Raw genomic sequence first — 22,661 nt, 5'->3', positions numbered from 1 at the left:
CGCCAAGAGGCTCGCCGAAGGCAATGAAGAGGCCGGCCGAAGGCTAATCGGCCGGCCTTTCGTCGGGGCAGGTCAGGCTGCCAGCGCCGCTTCGGCCAGTTTCACCCAGTAGCTCATGCCGTGCGGTATGACTTCGTCGTTGAAGTCGTAGGCCGGATGATGGAGGCCGGCGGTCTCGCCATTGCCGATGAAGATGAAGGCGCCAGGTCGGGCTTCCAGCATGTAGGAGAAGTCTTCGCCGCCCATCACCGGCTGGATGGCGCGGTGGACCTGGGTGTCGCCGGCGACATTTGCCGCGACATCGCCGGCAAAGACCGTTTCTTCCGGATGATTGAAGGTCACGGGATAGTTGGCGTCATAGTCGACGGTGATCGTCGCGCCGAAGGCGGTGGCTATTCCTTCGCAGATGGTGCGGATGCGCTCTTCCGATTTCTTGGCGATCTCTTTCTTCAGTGTGCGCACCGTGCCGGCAATCTCGGCGGTCTCGGGAATGACGTTATAGGCGTCGCCGGCGTGGAATTTCGTCACCGAAACCACCACCGCCTCGACCGGATCGGTGCTGCGCGAAGCGACCGTCTGCAGGGCGCCGACCAGCTGGCTGGTGATGACGATCGGGTCGATCGTGCCGTGCGGCATCGCCGCATGGCCGCCGCGGCCCTTCACGGTGATGGTGAACTCGGCGGTCGCCGCCATGATCGGACCCGGCCGGATGGCGAACTGGCCCACCGGCAGGCCCGGCATGTTGTGCATGCCAAAGACGCGCGAAATATTGAAACGCTCCATCATGCCGTCCTTGACCATCTCGTTGCCGCCGCCGCCGCCCTCTTCGGCCGGCTGGAAGATAACCGCGACCGAACCGGCGAAATTGCGCGTTTCGGTCAGATATTTGGCGGCGCCCAAAAGCATCGCCGTATGGCCGTCATGGCCGCAGGCGTGCATTTTGCCGGGAACGGTCGAGGCATAGGGCTTGCCGGTGATCTCGTTGATCGGCAGCGCGTCCATGTCGGCGCGCAAGCCGATGGTCGCGCCTTGCCCCTTGCGGCCATGGATGATGCCGACGACGCCGGTCTTGCCGAGGCCCGTCACCACGTCGTCGCAGCCGAATTCCTTCAGCTTCTCGGTGACGAAGGCGGCGGTCTTGAAGACATCGAAATTCAGTTCTGGCGTCTGGTGCAGATGGCGTCGCCAGCCGGCAACTTCATCCTGCATCTCGGCGGCGCGGTTGAGAATCGGCATAATGGTTCCATCTCGCTGTTGGAGCAGACGATCTGGCCTGCTTGATTGCAATTGTGATTGCCATGCTTGTTGCCATCTTGGCACTTTGCCATCTTGGCGTCACATAGGGTAAATAGCACCCCAGACAATGTGATCCGGAAATTGAGGGCCGGATCAGGTCATGCTGGCCATCGCGTAACGAAATCTTACGGAGCCAGGGGCGACTACGGCAAGAGGCGATTTCGGATTCCATGATGCGGCACAGCCATATCCTCAAATTACTGCTAACGGGCGGCTTGGCGCTACCCATGCTGGCTGGGCCAGCTTTGGCCAATCCGGTGATCCTGTTCGACCTCAACAGCGGCAAGGTTCTGCAGCACCAGGACGCATTCAAGCGCTGGTATCCCGCTTCGCTGAGCAAGCTGATGACCGCCTATGTCACCTTCCGGGCGATTGCCGCCGGCGAGGTCCAGCTCGATTCACCGATCAGGGTGACCAAGCATTCGGCGGGCGAACCGCCGAGCAAGATGGGCTTCAAGCCGGGCTCGGTTATGCGGCTCGACAATGCGTTGAAGATGATGCTGGTCAAATCGGCCAACGATATCGCCATGGCCATCGGCGAAAACATAGGCGGCTCGCAGGCCGGATTCGCCGTTCGCATGAATGCGGAGGCGGCGCGGCTTGGCATGACCGGAACGCATTTCGTCAATCCGAACGGACTGTTTTCGCCGGAGCAGTATACGACGGCGCGCGATCTTGCCCTGCTGGTGATGGCGATCCGCAAGGAATTCCCGCAATACGCCCCCTGGTTCTCGATCGAAGGCCTTGCCGTCGGCAAGAAGGCGATCTCCAACTACAATCTCTTGATCGGGCGCTATCCCGGCGCCGACGGCATGAAAACCGGGTTCGTCTGTCCCTCGGGCTTCAACATGATCGGCTCGGCGACACGCAATGGCCGCACGCTGGTCGCGGTCGTGCTCGGCGAAAGATCGGCGATCAGCCGTGCCGAGACCGCCGCCAGGCTGCTCGACCAGGGCTTTGCCACGCCCGACCCGAACTGGCTCACGGTCGCGGCCATGCCTTCCTATGGCGATACAATGTCACCCAACGACATGCATGATGAGATCTGCAGGAAGAAAGCGCCGCACGAGCAGTCCGAGGCGGCTCCGCCGGTGGCCGCGAAGGGTGCCGACGTGCCGAAATCGCCCTATCAGGAAAAGCTCGACCACGTGCCGACGCTGGTTGCCGTGGGCCTCGGCGGCGCCACCGGGCCGGCGCCGAAGGCGATGCTCGACCAGGGCGGCCAGGAATACGCCGATGTGCCGCTGCCGAGCTGGCGGCCAGACATTCCGGCGCCAAAGGGGGCCGAACCGGCCGTGGTGGGCCAGGCAACCGCGGTGCAGGGCGACCAGCTGGTCAAAGCCGCGAACTAGGCGATGGCTGGCTTTCCGATACCCGTCACGGTGGTCACCGGCTTCCTCGGCGCCGGCAAGACGACATTGCTCAACCGGCTGCTCAAAGATCCGGCACTGGTCGACACGGCCGTCATCATCAACGAATTCGGTGAGGTGGCGATCGACCATCTGCTGGTCGAGCAGGCCTCGGACGGCATCATCCAGTTGTCCGACGGCTGTCTGTGCTGCACGGTGCGCGGCGAACTGGTCGATACGCTGGCTGACCTCGTCGACCGGCTGCAGACCGGCCGTATCGCCCGCCTTGCCCGCGTCGTCGTCGAAACCACCGGGCTCGCCGATCCGGCGCCGGTGCTGCAGTCGATCATGGCGCATCCCGCCCTTGTGCAGGCCTTCCGACTTGATGGCGTCATCACGCTGGTCGACGCGGTCAACGGCAATGCGACGCTCGACGGCCATGTCGAGGCGGTCAAGCAGGTGGCGGTCGCCGATCGCATCGTGCTGACCAAGGTCGATCTGGCCAGCGATCCCGCCGACGTCGATGCTTTGCGAACGCGACTCCATCAGCTCAATCCAGGCGCCGTGGTGCTGGAGGCCGGCGACGGCCGAACCGGCGTCGCGGCGCTGTTCGACTGCGGCCTCTACAATCCGGCGACCAAATCCGCCGATGTCCGGCGCTGGCTCGGCGAAGAAGCCGCCCATGAGCACCACCATCATTATGATCATGACCACGGCGAACATGAGCACCACCACCGCCACGATTCCCGCGTGCGCTCCTACTCGCTGGTCCATGATGGGCCGGTGCCGTTCTCTGCGATCGAGATGTTCCTCGACCTGCTGCGTTCTGCGCATGGCGACAAGCTTTTGCGGATGAAGGGCGTCATCGAGCTTGCGGAGGACCCGTCGCGGCCGCTTGTCGTCCACGGGGTGCAGAAGATCCTGCACCCGCCGGCGCGGCTGCTGGCCTGGCCGGACGGCCAGCGCGGCACCAGGCTGGTGCTGATCACGCTCGATATGCCGGAAGACTATGTGCGCCGGCTGTTTTCCGCCTTCACCAACCGGCCGTCAATCGACACGCCGGATCGCGCGGCGCTGGAGAGCAATCCGCTGGCGATAGCCGGGGGCTGATTCTCAGGCTCGCTATGCGCCGCGTTCGACCAGGAAGCGGTGGCCGCCGCTGACGGCTGACGTTTCAACCAGTTGGTGACCAGCGTCGGCGCAAAAGGCGGGGATGTCGATGACCGCCAGCGGATCGGTGGTCTCCAGCCAAAGCCGGCTGCCCGGCTGCATTGCCGCCAGGCGTTTTTTCGCCTTGAGAACGGGCAGGGGGCAGTTCAGGCCCTTGAGGTCATAGATTGCGGTGTGATTTGTTTGTTTGTTTTCATGCATGTCTTTGTCCAAAACCGCTGCGCACTTTTGGGCGGCATGCATCGGCAAGGCGAAAACCTCAGCCGCCGAACATGCCTAGCAGCTTGTTCTTGATCTTCGACATCCGGCTTTCGTCCGCCGGCGGTTCCGCAGGCGCCGCCTCGACGCTCGCAGTGGCGACCGGCTGCTGGGCGGCCTGCTTGGCTGCTTCCTTTTCGGCCAGCGCTTGGGCCTTTGCCGCTTGCTTTTCAGCCAGTGCCTGGGCCTTGGCGGCTTTCGCAGCCTCGATGGCAGCAACCCGCTGTTCCTCGGCCTTGCGCTTGGCTTCCTTCTCTGCGTCCAGCGCCGCCATCTTGCGGCCGGCGGGCGAATTGATGCGGCCCATACGCGCCGTCTCGGTCAGCGTGCCGTCGGAATTCAGCGACGGCGGTTCGATCGGCACGCGCTCGCCCCGGGCGCGGCGCTTCGACCAGTCGGAAACGATGCTGGCTTCCTTGATGCCGGCAATGGTCGGCTTGGGCGCCGGAACACTGGCCTTGACCGCGCCGGTGAAGGCCGCGTCATAGCTGCTTTGATAGGCGTTGAGTGCGCTCTTCAGCGAATCCGGCTGCGTGGTCGCGGGGCAGGCGCCAGTCGGATCGAATGTCGTGCCCTCAGGCGCCACCTGGTTGAAGACATAGCGCTTGTCGCAGACATCGACCTTCGGCGGCACCTTGGTGATCTCGAAGTTGTCGTAACCGACCTTCAGCATCTTCCAGAACTCATAGTTCGGGTCGTTGCGGTAGCGCGCCATGTTGGCGGCGGTCATGCGGAACGGGAAGGCCTGGATCTGGAACTCGGTCTGGCCGCCCTGAAAGGCATCCCGACCAAAAGCGTAGATCTGCTCGATCTGCGGGTCGGTCATCGAATAACAGCCCGACGACGAGCAGGCGCCGTGCACCATCAGATTGGCACCGGTGCGGCCATTGGCACGGTCATAGGCGTTGGGATAGCCGATGTTGAAGGACAGGTGATAGTTCGAGCGCGGATTCATCTGCGACGGGCGGACCGTATAGAAACCTTCCGGCGCCTGGCGGTCGCCCTCGGTGTATTTCGGGCCGAGCTTGCCCGACCATTTGCAGATGTCGTAGCTGGCGACCATCTCGTAGCGGCCGGTGGTCTTGGCCTTCCAGATTTCGAGCTTGCCTTCTTCCTTGAAGATGCGAGCCATCACCGACGAGGTGCGGATCATGCCCTTGGCCTTCATGTCGGCCAGGATCTTGTCCGGCAGCGGCTTGCTGGCTTCCGGCGCAAAATTCTTCATCGAGGAATTGTTGCAGCCGGCAACGCCAAGCGCGGCGATCAGAAGTCCAGTGCGGGCAAGCTTGGTAAACATGGATACGGCTATGTCTTTTTCTCGCGGCACGGCCGGATAGCGCCCGGGCCTGCATGCTGAACACTGACGGACCCTAAGCCCGTTAACCTTGAAAATTCCTTACCGCAAGCGTCGGACGGCGCCCCCCACGGCAATTCGCCCGGTGTCACGGATTTTTTATTGAGCCGAATGCGGCGGCATTTTTGTGGCGAAATTGCTCCTTGACGCCACATTGCGGTGCGCTGCCGGCCAAAATCAGAGGCTGCGGCCCATCGCCAGATATTTTTCGCGGCGCTGTTCGCGAAAATCGGTGTTGGCGCCGGCAAAATCCTTCATCGTCTTGGCGATGAGGTCGCCGGTGGCGGCGATCACCGTTTCGGGCGCGCGCTGGGCGCCGCCGAGCGGCTCGGCAATGATGGCGTCGATGATCTTCATTTCCAGAAGGTCCTGGGCGGTGATCTTCATGTTGGTCGCCGCATCCTTCGAGCGCGTGGTGTCGCGCCACAGGATCGAGGCAGCGCCTTCCGGCGAGATCACCGAATAGATGGCGTGTTCCAGCATGTAGACGCGGTTGGCGGTGGCGATCGCAATGGCGCCGCCCGAACCGCCTTCGCCGATGACAACCGAAATCGATGGCACTTTGAGGCCGAGGCAGGCCGAGGTTGAGCGGGCGATGGCTTCAGCCTGGCCGCGTTCCTCGGCGCCAACGCCGGGGTAGGCGCCGGCGGTGTCAACCAGCGTCAGAAGTGGGATCTGGAAACGGTCGGCAAGTTCCATCAGCCGCACGGCCTTGCGGTAGCCTTCAGGGCGCACCGAGCCGAAATTGTGCTTGAGCCGGCTCGCCGTGTCGGAGCCCTTTTCCTGGCCGATGACGGCCACCGGTTCGCCGCGGAAGCGGGCGAAGCCGCCGATGATCGCCTGGTCCTCGCCGAAATTGCGGTCGCCGGCGAGCGGCGTGAAATCGCTGAACAGACCCTTGATGTAGTCGAGGCAATGCGGCCTGTCGGTGTGGCGCGCGACCTGCACCTTCTGCCACGGCGTCAGCGCCTTGTAGATGTCGCGCAGCGCGTCGCGCACGCGCTTCTCGAGCCGGCTGATTTCGTCGCCGACGTCGACCGCCTCGCCATTCTCGGCAAGCTTCTTCAGCTCGAGAATCTTGAGTTCAAGGTCCTGCACCGGCTTTTCGAAATCGAGGTAATTGTACATTCTTGAGCGGACCGATGCGTCGGAAGGCAAACATCGCGCAGATGTAGGCTCCGCGCGGGCACGTTGCCCTCACATAGCGATATGAGGCCTAGTCGGCAAGCGGATGATGATCGTTGACCAGCCGCACCAACCGCTCTTCCAGCACATGCGTGTAAATCTGCGTGGTCGAGATATCGGCGTGGCCGAGCAGCTGCTGCACCGCCCTGAGATCAGCGCCGTTCTGCAGGAGATGGCTGGCAAAAGCATGGCGCAGCACATGCGGCGAAATTTTGGCCGCCGATATGCCGGCCCGCGCGGCAAGGCCTTTGAGGTCGCGGGCAAAGACCTGCCGGGAGAGAAAGCCGCTGTCGCCGGCGGCCGGGAACAGAAACGGGCTGTCGGCGAAAGCCGGCACCGACGCCCGGGCCGTGAGCCATGCCCGCATCGCCATGCGGGCCTTGGCCGACAGCGGCACCATGCGCTCCTTGTCGCCCTTGCCGCGCACCATGAAGAAGCGGTCGTCGCGCTGGGCGACGGTCACCGGCAGGCCGACAAGTTCGGAGACGCGCAGGCCGGTGGCATAGAGCACCTCGACCAAAGCGTGCAGGCGAAGTGCCGCCACCCGGTCGCCATTGACGCCATCGCCTGTCTCAAGCGCCGCACGGTCGAGCAGCCGACCGGTATCGGCCTCGCTCATCGTCTTGGGCAGCGGCCGGCCCTTTTTCGGACTGTCCAGCGTGCCGGTCGGGTCGTCGCCGCGCAAGCCCTCGGCGTAGAGAAACTTGAAGAACTGGCGGATCGCCGACAGTTTGCGCGCCTGCGACGTCGACGCAAAGCCGCGCGCCGCGATATCGTCGAGATAGGCGCGGATGTCGGCTGCGGCGGCAGCGGCAAGCCCGCCGGCAATCTGCTGCGAAGCGTCTTCGAGATCACGGCGGTAGGAAGACAGCGTGTTTGCAGCGGCACCGCGTTCGGCGCTCATCATCTCGAGAAAGGCTTCGATGCGAGCCGCGCTGTTCATGTTCCAGGGGTCAGTTTTGGGTCAGTTTTTCTTGGGGTTCAGCTTTTCCGGTGGAATGCGCACGGTGATTTCGGCTTTTTTCGGCTCGACGAACATCGCCAACGCCACCATCGTACCATAGGCAATGCCGGCAAGAATCGTCATCGTCACGACAAAGCGGAACAGTGTCGGCATCAATCTTCGCCCGTCTTCTTACTCTGCGATTCCAAGCCCTGTGTCCTTATGGGACGCTAATTCCGTCAATTCAAGGACGAAGGGCTCTGCGTGCGAAAGGCGCTATGCTTGACGCAAACGGGCTTTTGATGTCGATACGCCGGCAAAGACGGCTTAGAAACAGCATGGTCTCATGAACGCGTTACCAGCAAATCCTCCCGGCGATAGCCATGCCGCGCTGCTCGACAGGCTGGGCAGCCGCTCGATCGTCTTTGTCGGCCTGATGGGCGCCGGCAAGACGGCGATCGGCCGCAAGGTGGCGACGATGCTGTCGCTGCCCTTCGTCGACAGCGACCAGGAGATCGAAACCGTGTCGCGCATGACGGTGCCGGAACTGTTCGAACGCTATGGCGAGACCGAATTCCGGGCATTGGAGCAGCGCGTCATCCTGCGCGTGCTGGAGAGTGGGCCGCAGGTGCTGTCGACCGGCGGCGGCGCGTTCATGAATGCGCAGACGCGGGAAGCGATCGCCGGGCATGGCGTGTCGGTGTGGCTGAAGGCCGAGATCGACCTATTGATGGAACGCGTGTCCAAGAAGCAGAACCGGCCGTTGCTCAAAAGCGCCGATCCGCGCGCCGTGCTCGAGCGACTGATGGGCGAGCGCTACCCGGTCTATGCCACGTCCAACATCACCGTGCCGACACGCGACGACCGCAAGGAGGTCATTGCGACGGAGGTTGTCGACGCGCTGTGCGGGCATTTCGGCATTCCGGCTCCGACTGCGCCAGGCGAGGTGCGGCTGTGAGCGAACCGGTCACTGTCGAGGTCGGCCTTGGCGAGCGTGCCTATGACATCCTGATCGGCCCTGGCCTTTTGGCGCGCGCCGGCGCCGAGATTTCGCGCCGCCTGCCCGGCGCGAGGGCGGCGGTGGTCACCGACGACAATGTCGCGGCGGCACATCTCGACGCGCTGAAGGCCGGTCTGGAAACAGGCGGCATCCAGCCTGCCGTCATCACTTTGCCGGCCGGCGAAAAGACCAAGAGCTTTGCCCATCTCGAAGAGGTGGTCGACGGCGTGCTCGCCGCCAAGCTGGAGCGCGGCGATGTCGTCATTGCGCTCGGCGGTGGCGTCATCGGCGACCTCACCGGCTTTGCCGCCGGCATCGTGCGCCGCGGCATGAATTTCGTCCAGATTCCAACCTCGCTGCTGGCGCAGGTCGATTCCTCGGTCGGTGGGAAGACCGGCATCAACAGCCCGCGCGGCAAGAATCTGGTCGGCGTCTTCCATCAGCCGAAGCTGGTGCTGGCCGACACCGAAGTGCTCGACACGCTGCCGATCCGCGAATTTCGCGCCGGCTATGCCGAGCTTGCCAAATACGGGTTGATCGACCGACCGGCGTTTTTCGCCTGGCTGGAAGCGAACTGGGAAAAGGTGTTCGCCGGTGGTGCGGAACGGGCGGAGGCGATCGCCGGGGCCTGCCGCGCCAAGGCCGATGTCGTCGCCCGCGACGAGTTCGAAACCGGCGACCGCGCACTGCTCAATCTTGGCCACACGTTCGGCCATGCGCTGGAAGGCGCCACACAGTATGATGGCGCCCGCCTCGTCCATGGCGAAGGCGTCGCCATCGGCATGGCGCTGGCGCACCGCTTTTCCGCAAGGCTCAATCTGGCCAGCCCGGACGACGCGGCGCGGGTCGAGGCGCATCTTCGCGCCGTCGGTCTACCCTGGCGGATGGCCGACATCCCTGGTGAGTTGCCCGATGCTGAGGCGCTGCTTGGCTTCATCACCCAGGACAAGAAAGTGTCGCGCGGCGCGCTGACATTCATCCTGACGCGCGGCGTTGGCCAAGCTTTTATTGCCAAGGATGTACCGGCGTCGGAAGTGCTTTCGTTCCTCAGGGAGAACCACCCGGGCCAGGAAAGCCGGCAGCGATGATCAACGAGCCCGGCTGGACCGTCGTCGCCGTCCTTGCCATCCTCATCCTGCTGGTCCTGGCCGTGCGCACGCGCCTGCTTGCCATGTTCGGCTATGAGCTGTCGCGCATCGAGCCGCAGCGCTCGACACAGGACGAGTTGCGCGGCGCGGTCGACGATTTCCGCCGCGACGGCCAGATGGTGCGTGAGGACCGCGACCGCGTCGGCGGGCTGTTCGATCTCGCCGAGCTCGAAGTCTCCGACATCATGGTCCACCGCACCAATATGCGCTCGGTCAATGCCGACAATGGGCCGGAAGCGGTGGTGCGCGAGATCCTGCAAAGCCCGCACACCCGCATGCCGTTGTGGAAAGGCTCTCTCGACAACATTGTCGGCGTGCTGCACGCCAAGGACCTGCTGCGAGCGCTGAACGAGGTCGGCAACGACTTTTCCCGGATCGACGTGATGAAGATCGCTTCGAAGCCTTGGTTCGTGCCCGACACCACGACGCTGCAGGAACAGCTCAACGCCTTCCTGCGCGCCAAGGCGCATTTCGCTATCGTCGTCGACGAATATGGCGAGGTCGAAGGGCTGGTGACGCTGGAGGACATTATCGAGGAGATCGTTGGCGAGATCGCCGACGAGCACGATGTAGACATTCAGGGCGTGAAGCAGGAGGCGGACGGTTCCGTGGTCGTCGACGGCACCGTGCCGATCCGCGATCTCAACCGGGCGCTCGACTGGAACCTGCCTGACGAGGAAGCGACCACCATTGCCGGCCTGGTCATCCACGAGACGCAATCGATCCCCGAGGAAAAGCAGGCTTTCACCTTCCACGGCAAGCGCTTCGTGGTGATGAAGCGCGACAAAAACCGGATCGCCAGAATCAGGATCAGGCCGGCGGGCGAATCTTAAAGGTACCGAGCAGGCCCGCCACATGACGCTCTTTGCCGAGCTTATGCCGCGATCTGGCTCGTAGACCGTTCGTGGATGGTCGCACCGGTTTGAGCGTCAACTGCGACCAGGCTGACCTCGTAGCCCCAGAGGCTGCGGACATGGCGTAGCGTCGCGTCACGGCTGGCCCCTTCGAGCACAACACCATCCTTTACCCTGTGTTGCAGCCGCAACTGCCGGTCGCCGAGCAGGTCGACATCAATCACCTGGATGTCCGGCCGATTCGCTCCAAGGTCGTAACTGTGGGCTAGCTGGGCGCGTATCTTGTGATAGCCACGTTCGTTGTGGATCGACGCGACTTCGAAATGCGGTTTGTCGGCTCCATCGCCAAGCACGAAGAACCGCCATTTTCGGATCAAGCTCGGGCTGAGATACTGGCGGATAAAGGATTCGTCGCGGTGGTTGGCCCAGGCCTCAAGCAGGACCTCGCGCCAGTTGCCATGTCCTGCAATGTCCGGGAACCAGTCGCGGTCCTCCGCCGTCGGCTCGGTCGAAATGCGCTGTATGTCCTGCATCATGTCGAGGCCGAGGGCATAGGGATTGATGCCTGAAAACCGGGGATCGTCAAAGGCCGGCTGGAAGATCACGTTCGAATGGTTGCGCAGGATTTCGAGCATGGCACCTTCGCCGATCCGGCCACGATCGAATAGCATGTTCATGAGGGTATAATGCACGAAGGTGGCGCAGCCTTCATTCATGACTTGAGTCTGTCGCTGCGGGTAGAAATATTGCGCGATGACGCGGACGATCCTGATGATCTCGCGCTGCCAGGGTTCCAGGATCAGGCTGTTCTTCTCGAGGAAATAAAGGAGGTTTTCCTCGGGAAGGTTGAGCGATCTCTTGCGCTCCGCCATCCCTTGATCCTCATTGCCGGACTTGTTTTTGTTCTGCGACGGCGGCAGCGTGCGCCACAGATCGTTGTAGGAGCGCTCTTCGTATTCGAGGCGCTCGCGAAGCCCTTCGCGCTGTCGCTCCGACGAGAGCTTTGGCGGCCGGTGGTAGCGGAACACCCCTTGTTCCATCAGCGCATGGGCGGAATCGAGAATGGCCTCCACTGCTGCAAGGCCGTGCCGCTCCTCGCACCGGGCGATGTAGCCCTTGGCGAAGTCCAGATAACCCAGGATTGCCCCGGCGTCGGTCCATTGCTGAAACAGATGATTGTTCTTGAAGAAATGATTGTGGCCAAGCGCCGCGTGGGCCGTCACAAGGGCCTGCAACGCCATGGTGTTTTCCTCCATGAGGTAGACGATGCAGGGATTGGAGTTGATGACCAGTTCATAGGCCAGCCCCCGACCACCCTTACGGTAAAGAAGCTCCTGGTGAAGGAAATGTTTGCCGAACGACCAATGCCGATACATCAGTGGCATGCCGATAGATGAGTAGGCGTCGAGCATCTGCTGGGAGGAGATTATCTCCATCTGGACCGGGTAAGTATCGAGATGCAACTCGTCGACCGCGATCGCCTCGATCTCTTCAAAAGCCCGCGATAATTTCTCGAAATTCCAGTCGGAACCGGAAAACAACAAATTCGTTTCGTTGGCTCGCCTGACCATCTCTCTCTCTCAAGCGCTCTTGATGGCCACCGGCTGCCTGGCGAAGAGCCGGTGGAAGACCGGGTAAATATCCGCGGGAGCAGCGATGCGGCTCATCTGGAAGTTGGGCCATTTCAGCTCGATCGTACTGTAGGCGCGCCAAAGCGACGTCCCGTTTTCGGTAGCACCGAATATGTGGCTCTCGCGTTCGTCGATGATCTCGACATAGGCAAAATACTGGCACAGGCGCATGAGCTTGCCGTTCATGAGCTCTATGCATCGCTCGGAATCGGTGGTGAAATTGTCCCCGTCAGAGGCCTGCGCGGCGTAAATGTTCCACTCGCTGGCAGGATAGCGCTGGCCGATAATGCGGTGCATTTCGTCGAGCGCGGTGGAGACGATCGTACCGCCGCTCTGCGTGTTGTAGAAGAACGTGTCCTCATCCACTTCGTGCGCCTCATGGGTATGGCGGATGAAGACGATCTCCGTGCGTTCGTAGCGCCGTTTCAAGAACAGGTGCAGCAGCACGAAGAAGCGTTTGGCCAAGTCCTTTTCGCGTTGGCCCATCGATCCGGACACGTCCATAAGGCAGAACATGACGGCATTGGCATTCGGCACCGGCCGGGCGTCGAAGCGGTTGAATCGGATATCGACCGGATCGACAAAGGCAATTCGCCTGCGCCGTCGCTCCAGCCGGTCAAGCTCGTCGCGTAATTCCGCGATGCGCTGGCGCACCGCCGCGCCGGCCGGGGCCGACTCAAGCGTGACGATTTCCCGGAGGATCGCCTCCAGTTCCTGCTGCGTGGGGCGCCTCAGCGCAATGCGCCGGCCTAGGCTGTTGCGCATGGTGCGGCCGGCATTGATGTTGGTCGGGGAACCGGTTGCCGCGAAGCCGGCCCGGCGCGGCTTGAAGGCAAGGATTTCCTTGAGATTGAGCTTAACCAGGTCGGGCAGTTCGAGATCCTCAAAAAAGAGTTCGAGCACCTCCTCGCGTGACAGCACGAAACGAAAATCGTCTTCCGACGCCGTGTTTCCTGGCGACGACGCCGCGCCGCCCCCATGCGGCTTCGGGAGCAGGTCTCCAGGGGAAAAATGCCTGTTGCCCGGAAGGATGTGTCGGCGCCGTCCGCTGGCCCTGTCATCGTTGAAGCTCGGCTCGGCCGTTTTCCTTTCAGGCATGGGCACGGCGTGCTCGGTATCCACGTCGGCGATCCTGCCAGTGCGGATTTGATCGCGAATGCTCCGCTTCAACTCCTCGCGAGCACGCCTGAGGAAGCGCTGTCGATTGCCAAGGCTCTTGTCCTTGGGGTTCAGGCGACGGTCGATGAAGATCGGCATGGAACCATCCGGCTCTGTCAACCCGCCTTGTTCACCCGCATGTACCAGTCCACCAGCCGGCGTACCTGCCGTTCTGTGTAGCCACGCTCGATCATGCGCTGTACGAATTCGTTATGGCGCTTTTCCGTAACGCTGTCTTGCTTGGAGCCGAAGCTGATCACCGGCAAGAGGTCCTCGACCTGTCCGAACATCCGCTTCTCGATGACCTCGCGCAGTTTTTCATAGCTGGTCCATGACGGGTTGCGGCCGTGGTTTCTTGCGCGAGCGCGCAGAGTGAACTTCACCACCTCGTTACGGAAGTCCTTGGGATTGGCGATGCCTGCCGGTTTCTCGACCTGCGAAAGTTCGTTGTCCAGGATCTCCCGGTTGAGGATCTGGCCGGTGTCGGGGTCCTTGTAGTCCTGGTCCTCAATCCAGGCATCCGCATAGGCGATGTAGCGGTCGAAGAGGTTCTGGCCGTATTCGCTATAGGACTCCAGATAGGCCTTCTGGATTTCGTGGCCGATGAACTCGGCGTAGCGCGCCGCAAGCTCCGACTTGATGAATTCAAGATAGGCCGCTTCCGTTTCCTTCGGGAACTGCTCCCGCTTGATCGCCTCCTCCAGAATGTACATCAGATGCACAGGATCGGCGGCCACCTCCTCATTATCGAAGTTGAATGTCTGCGAAAGGATCTTAAAGGCAAAGCGCGTGCTGACGCCCGTCATGCCTTCATCGACGCCGGCGGCGTCGCGATACTCTTGGACCGACTTTGCCCTGGGATCGACTTCCTTCAGATTTTCGCCGTCATAGGCGCGCATCTTGGTGTAGAGCGGCGAGTTGTCGTGCTCGGCCAAGCGCGTCGAAACTGCAAAGCGGCTGAGGATGTCCAAAACTTCAGGGGCACAGGGGCTGGCGGCCAACTCGCTCTCACGCAGCAATTTCTCATAGATCTGCCTCTCTTCGGTGATCCGCAGGCAATAGGGTACCTTGACCACCAGGATGCGATCGAGAAACGCCTCATTGTTCTTGTTGCTCTTGAACTGTTGCCATTCCGACTCGTTGGAATGGGCGACGATGATCCCCTGGTAGGGAAAGGCGCCGAAATTTTCAGTGCCGTTGTAGCTGCCTTCCTGTGTCGCGGTCAGCAGCGGATGCAGAACCTTGATGGGTGCCTTGAACATCTCGACGAATTCAAGCAGACCTTGCGTGGTCCGGTTCAGGCCACCGCTATAGGAATAGGCATCGGGGTCGGACTGGCTAAAATTTTCCAATTGCCTGATGTCGACCTTGCCGACCAGGGCCGAGACATCCTGATTGTTCTCATCGCCAGGTTCGGTCTTGGCAATGCCGATCTGGCGCAGCCGCGAAGGCATCAGCTTGACGACGCTGAATTTGGAAATGTCGCCAGACAATTCGTCGAGGCGCTTGGCCGCCCATGGCGAAATCAATCCGTTCAGCCGGCGCCGGGCTATGCCGTATTTATCCTCTAGCAGATCACCCATGTGATCGGGATGGAACAGCCCAAGCGGCGACTCGAAAACCGGGCTGATCTGGTTGCCGACCTTCAGCGTGTAGATCGGGCGCTGCTCCATCAGTTTCTTCAGGCGCTCGGCCAGAGAGGATTTGCCGCCGCCGACCGGGCCGAGGAGATAGAGGATCTGCTTGCGTTCTTCGAGCCCCTGCGAGGCATAGCGGAAATACCCGGCTATGCGCTCGATCGTATCCTCCATTCCATAGAAGTCGGAAAAATGAGGGTAGACCTTGAGGGTCCGATTCGCGAAAATGCGGCCGAGCCGCTCGTCTTTGCTGGTGTCAACCAGTTTTGGTTCGCCGATTGCGTCGACCATCCTTTCGGGAGCCGAAGCGTACATCGATTTGTCTTCCCGACAGGCAAGAAGATACTGTTGGATGCTGACCTCTTCGTCCGCCGCATTGGCATAAATTTCCGAAAAAAGATCGAAGACGTCGGATTGGGTTGCACGCATGATGTTCTGCCCTCGGAGCCGATCTGGATTCCAATCGCCTCATCACCTTCAACTGTCGGAAAGCATTGTTGGTTCCCTTCACATGAAGGAGAGTGGCTGCAATCCGGGTAGAAGGCTTGGGAGGAAACATTCGGAGTGGCTGGAATGGCGGGTTGCCCGGTGCTGCGGCGCTGATGGGCGGCGTTGTCGCCGGCCAGCTATCTCGATGGACACAAGCATCCGCCGACCTTCATCGCCTATTCGCGCGCCGAAGGCTGCGACGACCAATCGAAGGCTTTGCCAAGCGCCTGCGCGCCACCGGCACTGAAGTGACGCTGTTCGACGGCAACGCCTACACGCATATGTCGATCAATCACGACTTCGGCGAGGACGTCGACGCGTTGACCGCCGCGATGCTGGCCTTCCTGAATGCGACCGTCGGTTGATCCCGGATCCCCGCGAGGCGTCCTGGATCAGACCAAAAGCCCCGGCGGGACATTGCCGACCCGGCGCCTACAGGTGCAATTGTTCCTGAATTGTCGATTGGGAAAGAAAATCATGAATGGCGCCGATCTGCTGTGCGACGTGCTCCTGGCCAATGACGTCACGGTCTGCTTCGCCAATCCTGGCACATCCGAAATGCATTTCGTTGCCGCACTGGACCGCAAACCTCAGATGCGCTGCGTGCTCGGCCTGTTCGAGGGCGTGGTGACCGGCGCCGCCGACGGCTATGCGCGCATGACCGACCGCCCGGCAGCAACGTTGCTGCATACCGGACCGGGTCTCGCCAACGGTTTGGCCAACATGCACAACGCAAGGCGTGCGCGCAGCCCGATGATCAACATTGTCGGCGACCATGCTTCTTACCATCTGCCGCTCGATGCCCCGCTGACCAGCGACATAGAAGGCCTAGCGTCGCCGATGTCGAACTGGGTTGGCCGCGTCAAGGGGCCGGCCGATATTGTGCCGGCCGCAGAGGCGGCTTTCCGCGCTTCACTCACGCCGCCTGGCGTCACGACCTTGATCCTGCCTGCGGATGCCGCCTGGGGCGAAGTTGCTGCGATTTCGCCTGGCAAGGTGAAGCTGGAGCCGCCGCCCGCCGTCGACATGGATGTTGTGCGCACGATCGCCGAAGCAATCCGCGCCGCGCCGGGCCGTGTCGGCATGGTGGTGCGTGGGCAGGCGGCGCGCGCCGATGGACTTGAAATCGCAGGGAGAATCTCATCGGGAAGCGATGTCAGGCTGTTCAGTGAGGTTCTGATCGCCCGCATGCAGCGCGGCCGCGGGCGGTTCGCCCCGACCCGCATTCCCTATCCGGTCGATGCGGCGACGGCCACGCTCCGGGATATCGATTTGCTGGTGCTGGTCGGCGCCAAGGAGCCGGTTGCCTTCTTCGCTTATCCCGGCAAGCCCGGGCGGCTGGTTCGGGACGATTGCAAGGTGCTTTCGCTGGCGGCGCATGGCCAGGATCTGAAAGCGGCGCTGGAGGCGCTGGCCGACGAACTCGGCATCAAGCCGACGCAGCAATTCACCGCGGCAACCGCCTTTCCAGACGAAACGACGCTGAGCGGGAGACTGACGGACGATGCCATCGCGCTGTCGATAGCGCGCAAACTTCCGGCCAATGCCATCGTCTGCGACGAAGCAGTCACCTCGGCGAGACGGTTCTTCGCGCTATCCGCCTTTGCGGCGCCGCACGACTACATGATGGGTACGGGCGGATCGATCGGCGGCGGCATTCCCATGGCTACCGGCGCAGCGATCGCCTGCCCGGACCGCAAGGTGATCAATCTCGAAGCCGACGGCAGCGGTATGTACACGGTGCAGGGACTGTGGACCCAGGCCAGGGAAAAGCTTGACGTGCTGACCATCATCTTTTCCAACCGGACCTACGCCATCCTGCATGGCGAAATGAAGAATGTCGGGGTCAATGAAATCGGCGAGAACGCCAAGCGCATGCTCGATCTCGACCATCCTGCGCTGGACTGGGTTGCGCTGGCCAAAGGCATGGGCGTCGAGGCGGCCCGCGCCGACACGTGCGAACGGTTCGACGCGCTGCTCGACAGTGCGCTGTCGCGTCCGGGACCGTTTCTCATCGAAGCGGTGATCTGAGGCGGAAGAGACTTACCAGCGGGTCTTTTCGCCGGGTGCAGCCGGTTCGATTGCCAGCGCATGGACGCCGCCTTGCAGCTCCGCTGCCAGCAATTCGTTGACGGCGCGGTGGCGGTCGATGCGGCTCATGCCGGCAAAGACGGATGAGACGATGCGGACGCGAAAATGCGTCTCGCCAGTGCCGTCATAGGCACCGTGATGGTCGGAGCCGTGGTGGTGATGACCGGCATGGAGATGGCTTTCATTGACGATCGCCAGCCGCTCCGGCGAAAACGCCTTGTTCAGCTTGTCTTCCATCGTCGCCTGTATGGACATCGCCATCTCCCTTCACCATATCTGCAAGGCGTGATCGGGAAATCGGGATCGATCCCGCTGGGCCGCCTCAAAAATCGCCATTCGCCCTGCTTTATGCCGCGATTCAGCGGTTAGGGCGATGATCGCGAAAATGTCAATTCTTGTTTCGCACGTGCGAACAGCCCATAAATGGGTGAGATGAAACCGTACCCCAAATATTTCGAGAAAATTCGGGTCCGTCCCGACAAGGATGCGGAGCTGAAGTCGCACTCGCCGATCTGCCAGTGGGACGGCTGCAAGGAGGCCGGTACCCACCGGGCGCCGGTCGGACGCATGAAGGAAGGCGAGTATTTTCAGTTCTGCTTCGATCATGTGCGCGAATACAACAAGGGTTTCAACTACTTCTCCGGCGTGCCGGACACCGAGATAGCCCGCTTCCAGAAGGAAGCGATGACCGGCCACCGGCCGACATGGAAGATGGGCGTCGCCGGCGCCTCGACGCGCTCCTCGCCCGATTTCGCCCAGCAGCGTTCCGGTCGCGCCGGCTATTACAACCGCATGCGCGATCCCTTCGATCTGTTCAAAGGGCCGAAGGACCCGCGCGAGGCGCGCGAACGCAAGGCCAAGCCGCTTGAGGCCAAGGCGCTGGAAACGCTTGGCCTTGATACAAAGGCGACTGGCAAGGACATCAAGGCGCGCTATAAGGAACTTGTGAAGCGCCACCATCCGGATGCGAATGGCGGCGATAGAGGTTCGGAAGACCGGTTCCGCGATGTGCTGCAGGCCTATCGCGTGCTCAAGCAGGCGGGTTTGTGCTGAGCAACCTAACGGTTCGTGTCGTTTTCCAACTTTCATAAGGGTGGAAAAGGCTCTAAGACCGCCCCCGGACAAAATCGATTGCCGGCGAAATCAGGCATTTCGCCAGTGGAGACTTGGATAGAGATGAACAAGGTCGATCGCGACATCGCCAATTTGCCCGACACGACGGTGTCGGTGAAAGACAAATTCGGCTTCGAGTCCAAGATGGTGGTGCCGGCCTATTCGGTGACCTCGGAACATGTGCCGGACATCGATCCGGACTATCTGTTCGACAAGGCGACGACGCTGGCGATCCTTGCCGGCTTTGCCTACAATCGCCGCGTCATGGTGTCTGGCTATCACGGCACCGGCAAATCGACCCATATCGAACAGGTCGCCGCCCGCCTTAACTGGCCCTGCGTGCGCGTCAACCTCGACAGCCATGTCAGCCGTATCGACCTCGTCGGCAAGGACGCCATCGTCGTCAAGGATGGCCTGCAGATCACCGAATTCCGCGACGGCATCCTGCCCTGGGCCTACCAGCACAATGTCGCGCTCTGCTTCGACGAGTACGATGCAGGCCGTCCGGACGTGATGTTCGTCATCCAGCGCGTGCTGGAATCGTCGGGCCGCCTGACGCTGCTCGACCAGAGCCGGGTCATCCGACCGCATCCGGCGTTCCGGCTGTTTTCGACCGCCAACACGGTCGGCCTCGGCGACACTACCGGCCTCTATCACGGCACGCAGCAGATCAACCAGGCGCAGATGGATCGCTGGTCGATCGTCACCACGCTGAACTACCTGCCGCACGACAATGAGGTGAACATCGTGCTGGCCAAGGCCAAGCACTATCGCGACGGCAAGGGCAAGGACATCGTCAACAAGATGGTGCGGGTCGCCGACATGACGCGCTCGGCCTTCATCAATGGCGATCTGTCGACCGTGATGAGCCCGCGTACCGTCATCACCTGGGCCGAAAATGCCGAGATCTTCGGCAATATCGGCATGGCGTTCCGGCTGACCTTCCTCAACAAGTGCGACGAGCTGGAGCGTTCGGTGGTGGCCGAGTTCTACCAGCGCGCCTTCGGCGAGGACCTGCCCGAGAGCGCCGCCAACGTGGTGCTGGGCTGAGCAGAGCCTCGATGGCGGGTCCGGGCGACAACACGCGCAACAAGTCGAAGACGGGGTCTGAAGCCGACAGCTTCAAGCGTGCCGTCACCGTCTGCATGCGCGCCATCGCCGGCGACAAGGAGCTCGAAGTCGGTTTCGCCAAGGACCGCCCGGCGCTCGCCGGCAGCCGCGCCCGTCTGCCCGAACTGCCGAAGAAAGCGTCCAAGACAGACATCGCGATTACTCGTGGCCTGGGCGATTCCATGGCGCTGAAGCGCGCCTGCCACGATCAGCGCATCCACACCAAACTGGCGCCGGAAGGCAAGCTGGCGCGCTCGATCTATGACGCCGTGGAACAGGCCCGCGTCGAGGCGATCGGCAGCCGCGCCATGCAAGGCGTCGCCGACAATATCGGCTCGATGCTGGAGGACAAATACGCCAAGGCCAACCTTGTCGACGTCAAGGACAAGGCCGACGCGCCGATCGAGGAAGCGCTGGCGCTGATGGTGCGCGAGAAGCTGACCGGGCGGCCGATCCCGAAGAGCGGCGAGCGTCTGGTCGACCTCTGGCGGCCCTGGGTCGAGGAAAAAGCCAAGGCCGATCTCGACGGACTGTCGGCCAAGCTTGGCGACCAGCAGGCCTTTGCCCGCGTCGTGCGCGAGATGCTTGCGTCCATGGAGATGGCCGAGGAACTCGGCGACGACCAGGAAACTGAAGACTCCGAGGACAATGACGACAACCAGCCGCAAGGCGAGGAGCAGAGCGAGGAGGGCGGTGAAGACGATTCCGGCTCCGAGCAGTCGCAGTCCGAGGATGCCGAGGCCTCGGCTGATGACGAACAGTCGTCCGAGACGGAGGCGTCCGACGCCACCGCCGACGATCTTTCCGACGATGACGATGCGGACGCCGAGACGCCGGGCGAGGCGCGCCGTAACGACAACCCCTTCGCCAACCTGCCGAAAGAGATCGACTACAAGGTTTTCACCACCGCCTTCGACGAGACGGTCGGTGCGGAAGAGCTGTGCGAGGAGGAAGAACTCGACCGGCTGCGCGCCTTCCTCGACAAGCAGTTGGCCAATCTCTCCGGCGTCGTCGGCCGGCTCGCCAACCGGCTGCAGCGCCGCCTGATGGCGCAGCAGAACCGTTCCTGGGATTTCGACCTCGAAGAGGGTTATCTCGATCCGGCACGCCTGGTTCGTGTCGTCATCGACCCGATGCAGCCGTTGTCGTTCAAGCAGGAGCGCGACACCAAATTCCGCGACACGGTGGTGACGCTGGTGCTCGACAATTCGGGCTCGATGCGCGGTCGGCCGATCACGGTTGCCGCCACCTGTGCCGACATTCTGGCGCGCACGCTGGAGCGCTGCGGCGTCTCGGTCGAGATCCTCGGCTTCACCACGCGGGCGTGGAAGGGCGGACAGGCTCGCGAGAAGTGGCTGAAGGACGGCAAGCCGCCGAACCCCGGCCGGCTCAACGATCTGCGCCACATCATCTACAAATCCGCCGATCATCCGTGGCGTCGCGCCCGGCGCAATCTCGGCCTGATGATGCGCGAGGGCCTGCTCAAGGAAAACATCGACGGCGAGGCGTTGTTATGGGCGCACAACCGGCTGATCGCCCGGCCCGAACAGCGCAAGATCCTGATGATGATCTCGGACGGCGCGCCGGTCGACGATTCGACGCTGTCGGTCAATCCTGGCAATTACCTCGAGCGGCATCTGCGCGCCGTCATCGAGCTGATCGAGACGCGCTCGCCGGTCGAGCTTCTGGCCATCGGCATCGGCCACGACGTCACCCGCTATTACAGGCGCGCCGTCACCATCGTCGATGCCGAGGAACTGGCCGGCGCCATGACCGAGCAGCTGGCCTCGCTGTTCGCCGAGGAAAACGTGCGCGACACACGCCGCGGCGGCTACCGGCGCGCCGGATGATTTTTTTGCGCGGCGGGTTTCGGCAGATGCTCTTCGCGGTCACTGCCTTGTCCGGCATGGCGTTTGCGCCGGCCATCGCCGCCGGCCCAAGCGCGGTCGAGCCGGTCGAAGTCTCGGCGCGGCCGATCACCACCTTCCATATCGGCAGCGCCGACAAGCAGTTTGGGCCGCTGGAATTCGTCGGCGGTCTTGAGATGAACTCGACGACGCGCGATTTCGGCGCGCTGTCGGCATTTCGGTTCGTCAAACCCGGCAGCGATTTCATCGGCGTCGCCGATACGGGCTTCTGGTTCTTCGGCTCGATCACCCATGATGCCGACAAGCGGCCGTCCGGCATCCAGAATTTCCGCATGCAGCAGATGGTCGATGAGAAGGGCCGGCCGATCGACAGGAAATGGGAAGTCGATGCCGAGGGCCTTGCAGTCAAGGACGGCATCGCCACCGTCGGCTTCGAGCGCGATCACCGCGTCGCCCAGTTCAAGATTGACCCCAGCAACATGACGGCGCCGTTCAAGCAACTGAACTTTCTGGTTCCAGCCCGCGAACTGCGACAGAACCGCGGTTTCGAGACCGTCACCCACGCCAATCCCAACGGCCAGCACGAGGGCGGCCTCGTCGTGGTCTCGGAAAAGAGCTTGGACAAGGCTGGCAACATCTATGCCGCCATCATCGAAGGGCCGCACAAGGGCGTCTTCACGGTCAAGCGCAACGGTGATTTCGACATCACTGACGGCGCTTTCCTGCCGGATGGCGACCTGCTGCTTTTGGAGCGCAGTTTCTCGATGGCCGGCGGTGTCAGGATGCGGCTAAGGCGCATCTATGGCGAAAGCGTCGAGAAGGGCGCGGTTGCCGACGGGCCGGTGCTGATGGAAGCCGACATGGGCTACCAGATCGACAATATGGAAGGACTCGACGTCTGGACCCGCGATGACGGAGCGCTGATGGTGTCGCTGATCTCGGACGACAACCACTCGATCCTGCAGCGCAACCTCTATCTGGAATTCATCCTGCACCAGGATTGAGAG

The 22,661-nt window shown here is 62.2% G+C and carries 21 protein-coding genes; 11 read left to right on the top strand and 10 right to left on the bottom strand.

Annotated features, from left to right (window positions below):
* Positions 1 to 72 precede the first annotated feature (72 nt).
* Entirely contained in the window at positions 73 to 1,236 is a 1,164-nt protein-coding gene (locus AC3EML_RS00670; protein WP_352521779.1) for a M20 aminoacylase family protein, read from the bottom strand.
* Between the two features lie 233 nt (positions 1,237 to 1,469).
* On the opposite strand from AC3EML_RS00670, the gene AC3EML_RS00665 reads away from it, so the two are divergent.
* Together AC3EML_RS00665 and AC3EML_RS00660 are read left to right on the top strand one after the other, a co-directional pair.
* Positions 1,470 to 2,648, top strand: coding sequence for a D-alanyl-D-alanine carboxypeptidase family protein (locus AC3EML_RS00665; protein WP_352521809.1), 1,179 nt, complete (start codon positions 1,470 to 1,472; stop codon positions 2,646 to 2,648).
* Positions 2,649 to 2,651: 3 nt separating this feature from the next.
* Positions 2,652 to 3,755, top strand: a complete 1,104-nt coding sequence (locus AC3EML_RS00660; protein ID WP_352521780.1) for a CobW family GTP-binding protein — start codon at positions 2,652 to 2,654, stop codon at positions 3,753 to 3,755.
* A gap of 12 nt (positions 3,756 to 3,767) precedes the next feature.
* Here the strand turns inward: AC3EML_RS00660 and AC3EML_RS00655 are convergent, their stop codons facing one another.
* The 5 genes from AC3EML_RS00655 to AC3EML_RS00635 form a co-directional block, all read right to left on the bottom strand.
* Complete coding sequence (locus tag AC3EML_RS00655) at positions 3,768 to 4,016, bottom strand: sulfurtransferase TusA family protein (RefSeq protein ID WP_031204348.1); 249 nt, start codon at positions 4,014 to 4,016, stop codon at positions 3,768 to 3,770.
* Between the two features lie 58 nt (positions 4,017 to 4,074).
* A complete protein-coding gene (locus tag AC3EML_RS00650; RefSeq protein WP_488505132.1) occupies positions 4,075 to 5,370 on the bottom strand; it encodes a L,D-transpeptidase family protein in 1,296 nt (431 codons plus the stop codon).
* Positions 5,371 to 5,604: 234 nt separating this feature from the next.
* On the bottom strand, positions 5,605 to 6,555 hold the full coding sequence (locus AC3EML_RS00645; protein WP_023685389.1) for an acetyl-CoA carboxylase carboxyltransferase subunit alpha: 951 nt from the start codon (positions 6,553 to 6,555) through the stop codon (positions 5,605 to 5,607).
* Positions 6,556 to 6,643: 88 nt separating this feature from the next.
* Positions 6,644 to 7,555, bottom strand: a complete 912-nt coding sequence (locus AC3EML_RS00640) for a site-specific tyrosine recombinase XerD (protein WP_286439652.1) — start codon at positions 7,553 to 7,555, stop codon at positions 6,644 to 6,646.
* Positions 7,556 to 7,576: 21 nt separating this feature from the next.
* Positions 7,577 to 7,729, bottom strand: a complete 153-nt coding sequence (locus AC3EML_RS00635; RefSeq protein WP_352521781.1) for a histidine kinase — start codon at positions 7,727 to 7,729, stop codon at positions 7,577 to 7,579.
* Between the two features lie 172 nt (positions 7,730 to 7,901).
* Here AC3EML_RS00635 and AC3EML_RS00630 point away from each other — a divergent pair, with 172 nt between their 5' ends.
* From AC3EML_RS00630 to AC3EML_RS00620, 3 genes are read left to right on the top strand one after another with little or no spacing between them, the layout of a single operon-like run.
* Positions 7,902 to 8,513, top strand: a complete 612-nt coding sequence (locus tag AC3EML_RS00630; protein ID WP_023670667.1) for a shikimate kinase — start codon at positions 7,902 to 7,904, stop codon at positions 8,511 to 8,513.
* Positions 8,510 to 9,643 carry a 3-dehydroquinate synthase gene (gene aroB, locus AC3EML_RS00625; protein ID WP_352521782.1) on the top strand — a complete coding sequence of 378 codons (1,134 nt, stop codon included), beginning with the start codon at positions 8,510 to 8,512 and terminating at the stop codon, positions 9,641 to 9,643. Before AC3EML_RS00630 ends, aroB begins: the two co-directional genes overlap by 4 nt.
* Positions 9,640 to 10,536, top strand: coding sequence for an HlyC/CorC family transporter (locus AC3EML_RS00620; RefSeq protein ID WP_023670669.1), 897 nt, complete (start codon positions 9,640 to 9,642; stop codon positions 10,534 to 10,536). Before aroB ends, AC3EML_RS00620 begins: the two co-directional genes overlap by 4 nt.
* A 41-nt stretch (positions 10,537 to 10,577) precedes the next feature.
* On the opposite strand, the gene AC3EML_RS00615 is transcribed toward AC3EML_RS00620, so the two are convergent.
* Genes AC3EML_RS00615 through AC3EML_RS00605 form a run of 3 tightly spaced genes read right to left on the bottom strand, consistent with a single transcriptional unit; the run spans position 10,578 to position 15,412 of the window.
* Positions 10,578 to 12,128, bottom strand: a complete 1,551-nt coding sequence (locus AC3EML_RS00615) for a SpoVR family protein (protein WP_023670670.1) — start codon at positions 12,126 to 12,128, stop codon at positions 10,578 to 10,580.
* 9 nt (positions 12,129 to 12,137) lie between these two features.
* Positions 12,138 to 13,445, bottom strand: a complete 1,308-nt coding sequence (locus tag AC3EML_RS00610; protein ID WP_023685368.1) for a YeaH/YhbH family protein — start codon at positions 13,443 to 13,445, stop codon at positions 12,138 to 12,140.
* A gap of 17 nt (positions 13,446 to 13,462) precedes the next feature.
* Positions 13,463 to 15,412 carry a PrkA family serine protein kinase gene (locus tag AC3EML_RS00605; RefSeq protein WP_023685367.1) on the bottom strand — a complete coding sequence of 650 codons (1,950 nt, stop codon included), beginning with the start codon at positions 15,410 to 15,412 and terminating at the stop codon, positions 13,463 to 13,465.
* Between the two features lie 173 nt (positions 15,413 to 15,585).
* Between AC3EML_RS00605 and AC3EML_RS00600 the strand changes: the two genes are divergently transcribed.
* Together AC3EML_RS00600 and AC3EML_RS00595 are read left to right on the top strand one after the other, a co-directional pair.
* On the top strand, positions 15,586 to 15,837 hold the full coding sequence (locus AC3EML_RS00600) for a hypothetical protein (RefSeq protein ID WP_245260666.1): 252 nt from the start codon (positions 15,586 to 15,588) through the stop codon (positions 15,835 to 15,837).
* Positions 15,838 to 15,949: 112 nt separating this feature from the next.
* On the top strand, positions 15,950 to 17,503 hold the full coding sequence (locus tag AC3EML_RS00595) for an acetolactate synthase large subunit (RefSeq protein ID WP_023699106.1): 1,554 nt from the start codon (positions 15,950 to 15,952) through the stop codon (positions 17,501 to 17,503).
* Between the two features lie 12 nt (positions 17,504 to 17,515).
* On the opposite strand, the gene AC3EML_RS00590 is transcribed toward AC3EML_RS00595, so the two are convergent.
* The gene (locus tag AC3EML_RS00590; protein WP_023694052.1) at positions 17,516 to 17,818 is read right to left on the bottom strand and encodes a BolA family protein; all 303 of its coding nucleotides are present in this window, start codon (positions 17,816 to 17,818) and stop codon (positions 17,516 to 17,518) included.
* Between the two features lie 168 nt (positions 17,819 to 17,986).
* Here AC3EML_RS00590 and AC3EML_RS00585 point away from each other — a divergent pair, with 168 nt between their 5' ends.
* The 4 genes from AC3EML_RS00585 to AC3EML_RS00570 all read left to right on the top strand — a co-directional run bounded on the left by AC3EML_RS00585 (position 17,987) and on the right by AC3EML_RS00570 (position 22,658).
* Positions 17,987 to 18,616: a J domain-containing protein gene (locus tag AC3EML_RS00585; RefSeq protein ID WP_032887126.1), complete on the top strand. Its 630-nt coding sequence runs from the start codon at positions 17,987 to 17,989 to the stop codon at positions 18,614 to 18,616.
* A gap of 123 nt (positions 18,617 to 18,739) precedes the next feature.
* Positions 18,740 to 19,726, top strand: a complete 987-nt coding sequence (gene cobS / locus AC3EML_RS00580; RefSeq protein ID WP_023670677.1) for a cobaltochelatase subunit CobS — start codon at positions 18,740 to 18,742, stop codon at positions 19,724 to 19,726.
* An 11-nt stretch (positions 19,727 to 19,737) separates the two neighbouring features.
* Positions 19,738 to 21,636: a cobaltochelatase subunit CobT gene (gene cobT / locus AC3EML_RS00575; RefSeq protein ID WP_023706318.1), complete on the top strand. Its 1,899-nt coding sequence runs from the start codon at positions 19,738 to 19,740 to the stop codon at positions 21,634 to 21,636.
* The gene (locus AC3EML_RS00570; RefSeq protein ID WP_023685362.1) at positions 21,633 to 22,658 is read left to right on the top strand and encodes an esterase-like activity of phytase family protein; all 1,026 of its coding nucleotides are present in this window, start codon (positions 21,633 to 21,635) and stop codon (positions 22,656 to 22,658) included. The genes cobT and AC3EML_RS00570 overlap by 4 nt, the downstream gene beginning before the upstream one ends.
* Positions 22,659 to 22,661 lie beyond the last annotated feature (3 nt).

The sequence above is a fragment of the Mesorhizobium sp. P170090 genome, assembly GCF_057786115.1.
Note: the sequence above shows the minus strand (reverse complement) of the source record. Positions and strands in the feature narration are given on the sequence as shown.

Excerpts from the sequence above, each read along its gene's own strand:
- AC3EML_RS00650 (WP_488505132.1), bottom strand. The coding sequence starts at position 5,370 with ATGTTTACCAAGCTTGCCCGCACTGGACTTCTGATCGCCGCGCTTGGC.
- AC3EML_RS00640 (WP_286439652.1), bottom strand. The coding sequence starts at position 7,555 with ATGAACAGCGCGGCTCGCATCGAAGCCTTTCTCGAGATGATGAGCGCC.
- AC3EML_RS00605 (WP_023685367.1), bottom strand. The coding sequence starts at position 15,412 with ATGCGTGCAACCCAATCCGACGTCTTCGATCTTTTTTCGGAAATTTAT.
- AC3EML_RS00660 (WP_352521780.1), top strand. The coding sequence starts at position 2,652 with ATGGCTGGCTTTCCGATACCCGTCACGGTGGTCACCGGCTTCCTCGGC.
- AC3EML_RS00590 (WP_023694052.1), bottom strand. The coding sequence starts at position 17,818 with ATGTCCATACAGGCGACGATGGAAGACAAGCTGAACAAGGCGTTTTCG.
- cobS (WP_023670677.1), top strand. The coding sequence starts at position 18,740 with ATGAACAAGGTCGATCGCGACATCGCCAATTTGCCCGACACGACGGTG.
- AC3EML_RS00655 (WP_031204348.1), bottom strand. The coding sequence starts at position 4,016 with ATGCATGAAAACAAACAAACAAATCACACCGCAATCTATGACCTCAAG.
- AC3EML_RS00665 (WP_352521809.1), top strand. The coding sequence starts at position 1,470 with ATGCGGCACAGCCATATCCTCAAATTACTGCTAACGGGCGGCTTGGCG.
- AC3EML_RS00600 (WP_245260666.1), top strand. The coding sequence starts at position 15,586 with ATGGGCGGCGTTGTCGCCGGCCAGCTATCTCGATGGACACAAGCATCC.
- AC3EML_RS00630 (WP_023670667.1), top strand. The coding sequence starts at position 7,902 with ATGAACGCGTTACCAGCAAATCCTCCCGGCGATAGCCATGCCGCGCTG.
- AC3EML_RS00595 (WP_023699106.1), top strand. The coding sequence starts at position 15,950 with ATGAATGGCGCCGATCTGCTGTGCGACGTGCTCCTGGCCAATGACGTC.
- cobT (WP_023706318.1), top strand. The coding sequence starts at position 19,738 with ATGGCGGGTCCGGGCGACAACACGCGCAACAAGTCGAAGACGGGGTCT.
- AC3EML_RS00585 (WP_032887126.1), top strand. The coding sequence starts at position 17,987 with ATGGGTGAGATGAAACCGTACCCCAAATATTTCGAGAAAATTCGGGTC.
- AC3EML_RS00635 (WP_352521781.1), bottom strand. The coding sequence starts at position 7,729 with ATGCCGACACTGTTCCGCTTTGTCGTGACGATGACGATTCTTGCCGGC.
- AC3EML_RS00610 (WP_023685368.1), bottom strand. The coding sequence starts at position 13,445 with ATGCCGATCTTCATCGACCGTCGCCTGAACCCCAAGGACAAGAGCCTT.
- AC3EML_RS00670 (WP_352521779.1), bottom strand. The coding sequence starts at position 1,236 with ATGCCGATTCTCAACCGCGCCGCCGAGATGCAGGATGAAGTTGCCGGC.
- AC3EML_RS00645 (WP_023685389.1), bottom strand. The coding sequence starts at position 6,555 with ATGTACAATTACCTCGATTTCGAAAAGCCGGTGCAGGACCTTGAACTC.
- AC3EML_RS00570 (WP_023685362.1), top strand. The coding sequence starts at position 21,633 with ATGATTTTTTTGCGCGGCGGGTTTCGGCAGATGCTCTTCGCGGTCACT.
- AC3EML_RS00615 (WP_023670670.1), bottom strand. The coding sequence starts at position 12,128 with ATGGTCAGGCGAGCCAACGAAACGAATTTGTTGTTTTCCGGTTCCGAC.
- AC3EML_RS00620 (WP_023670669.1), top strand. The coding sequence starts at position 9,640 with ATGATCAACGAGCCCGGCTGGACCGTCGTCGCCGTCCTTGCCATCCTC.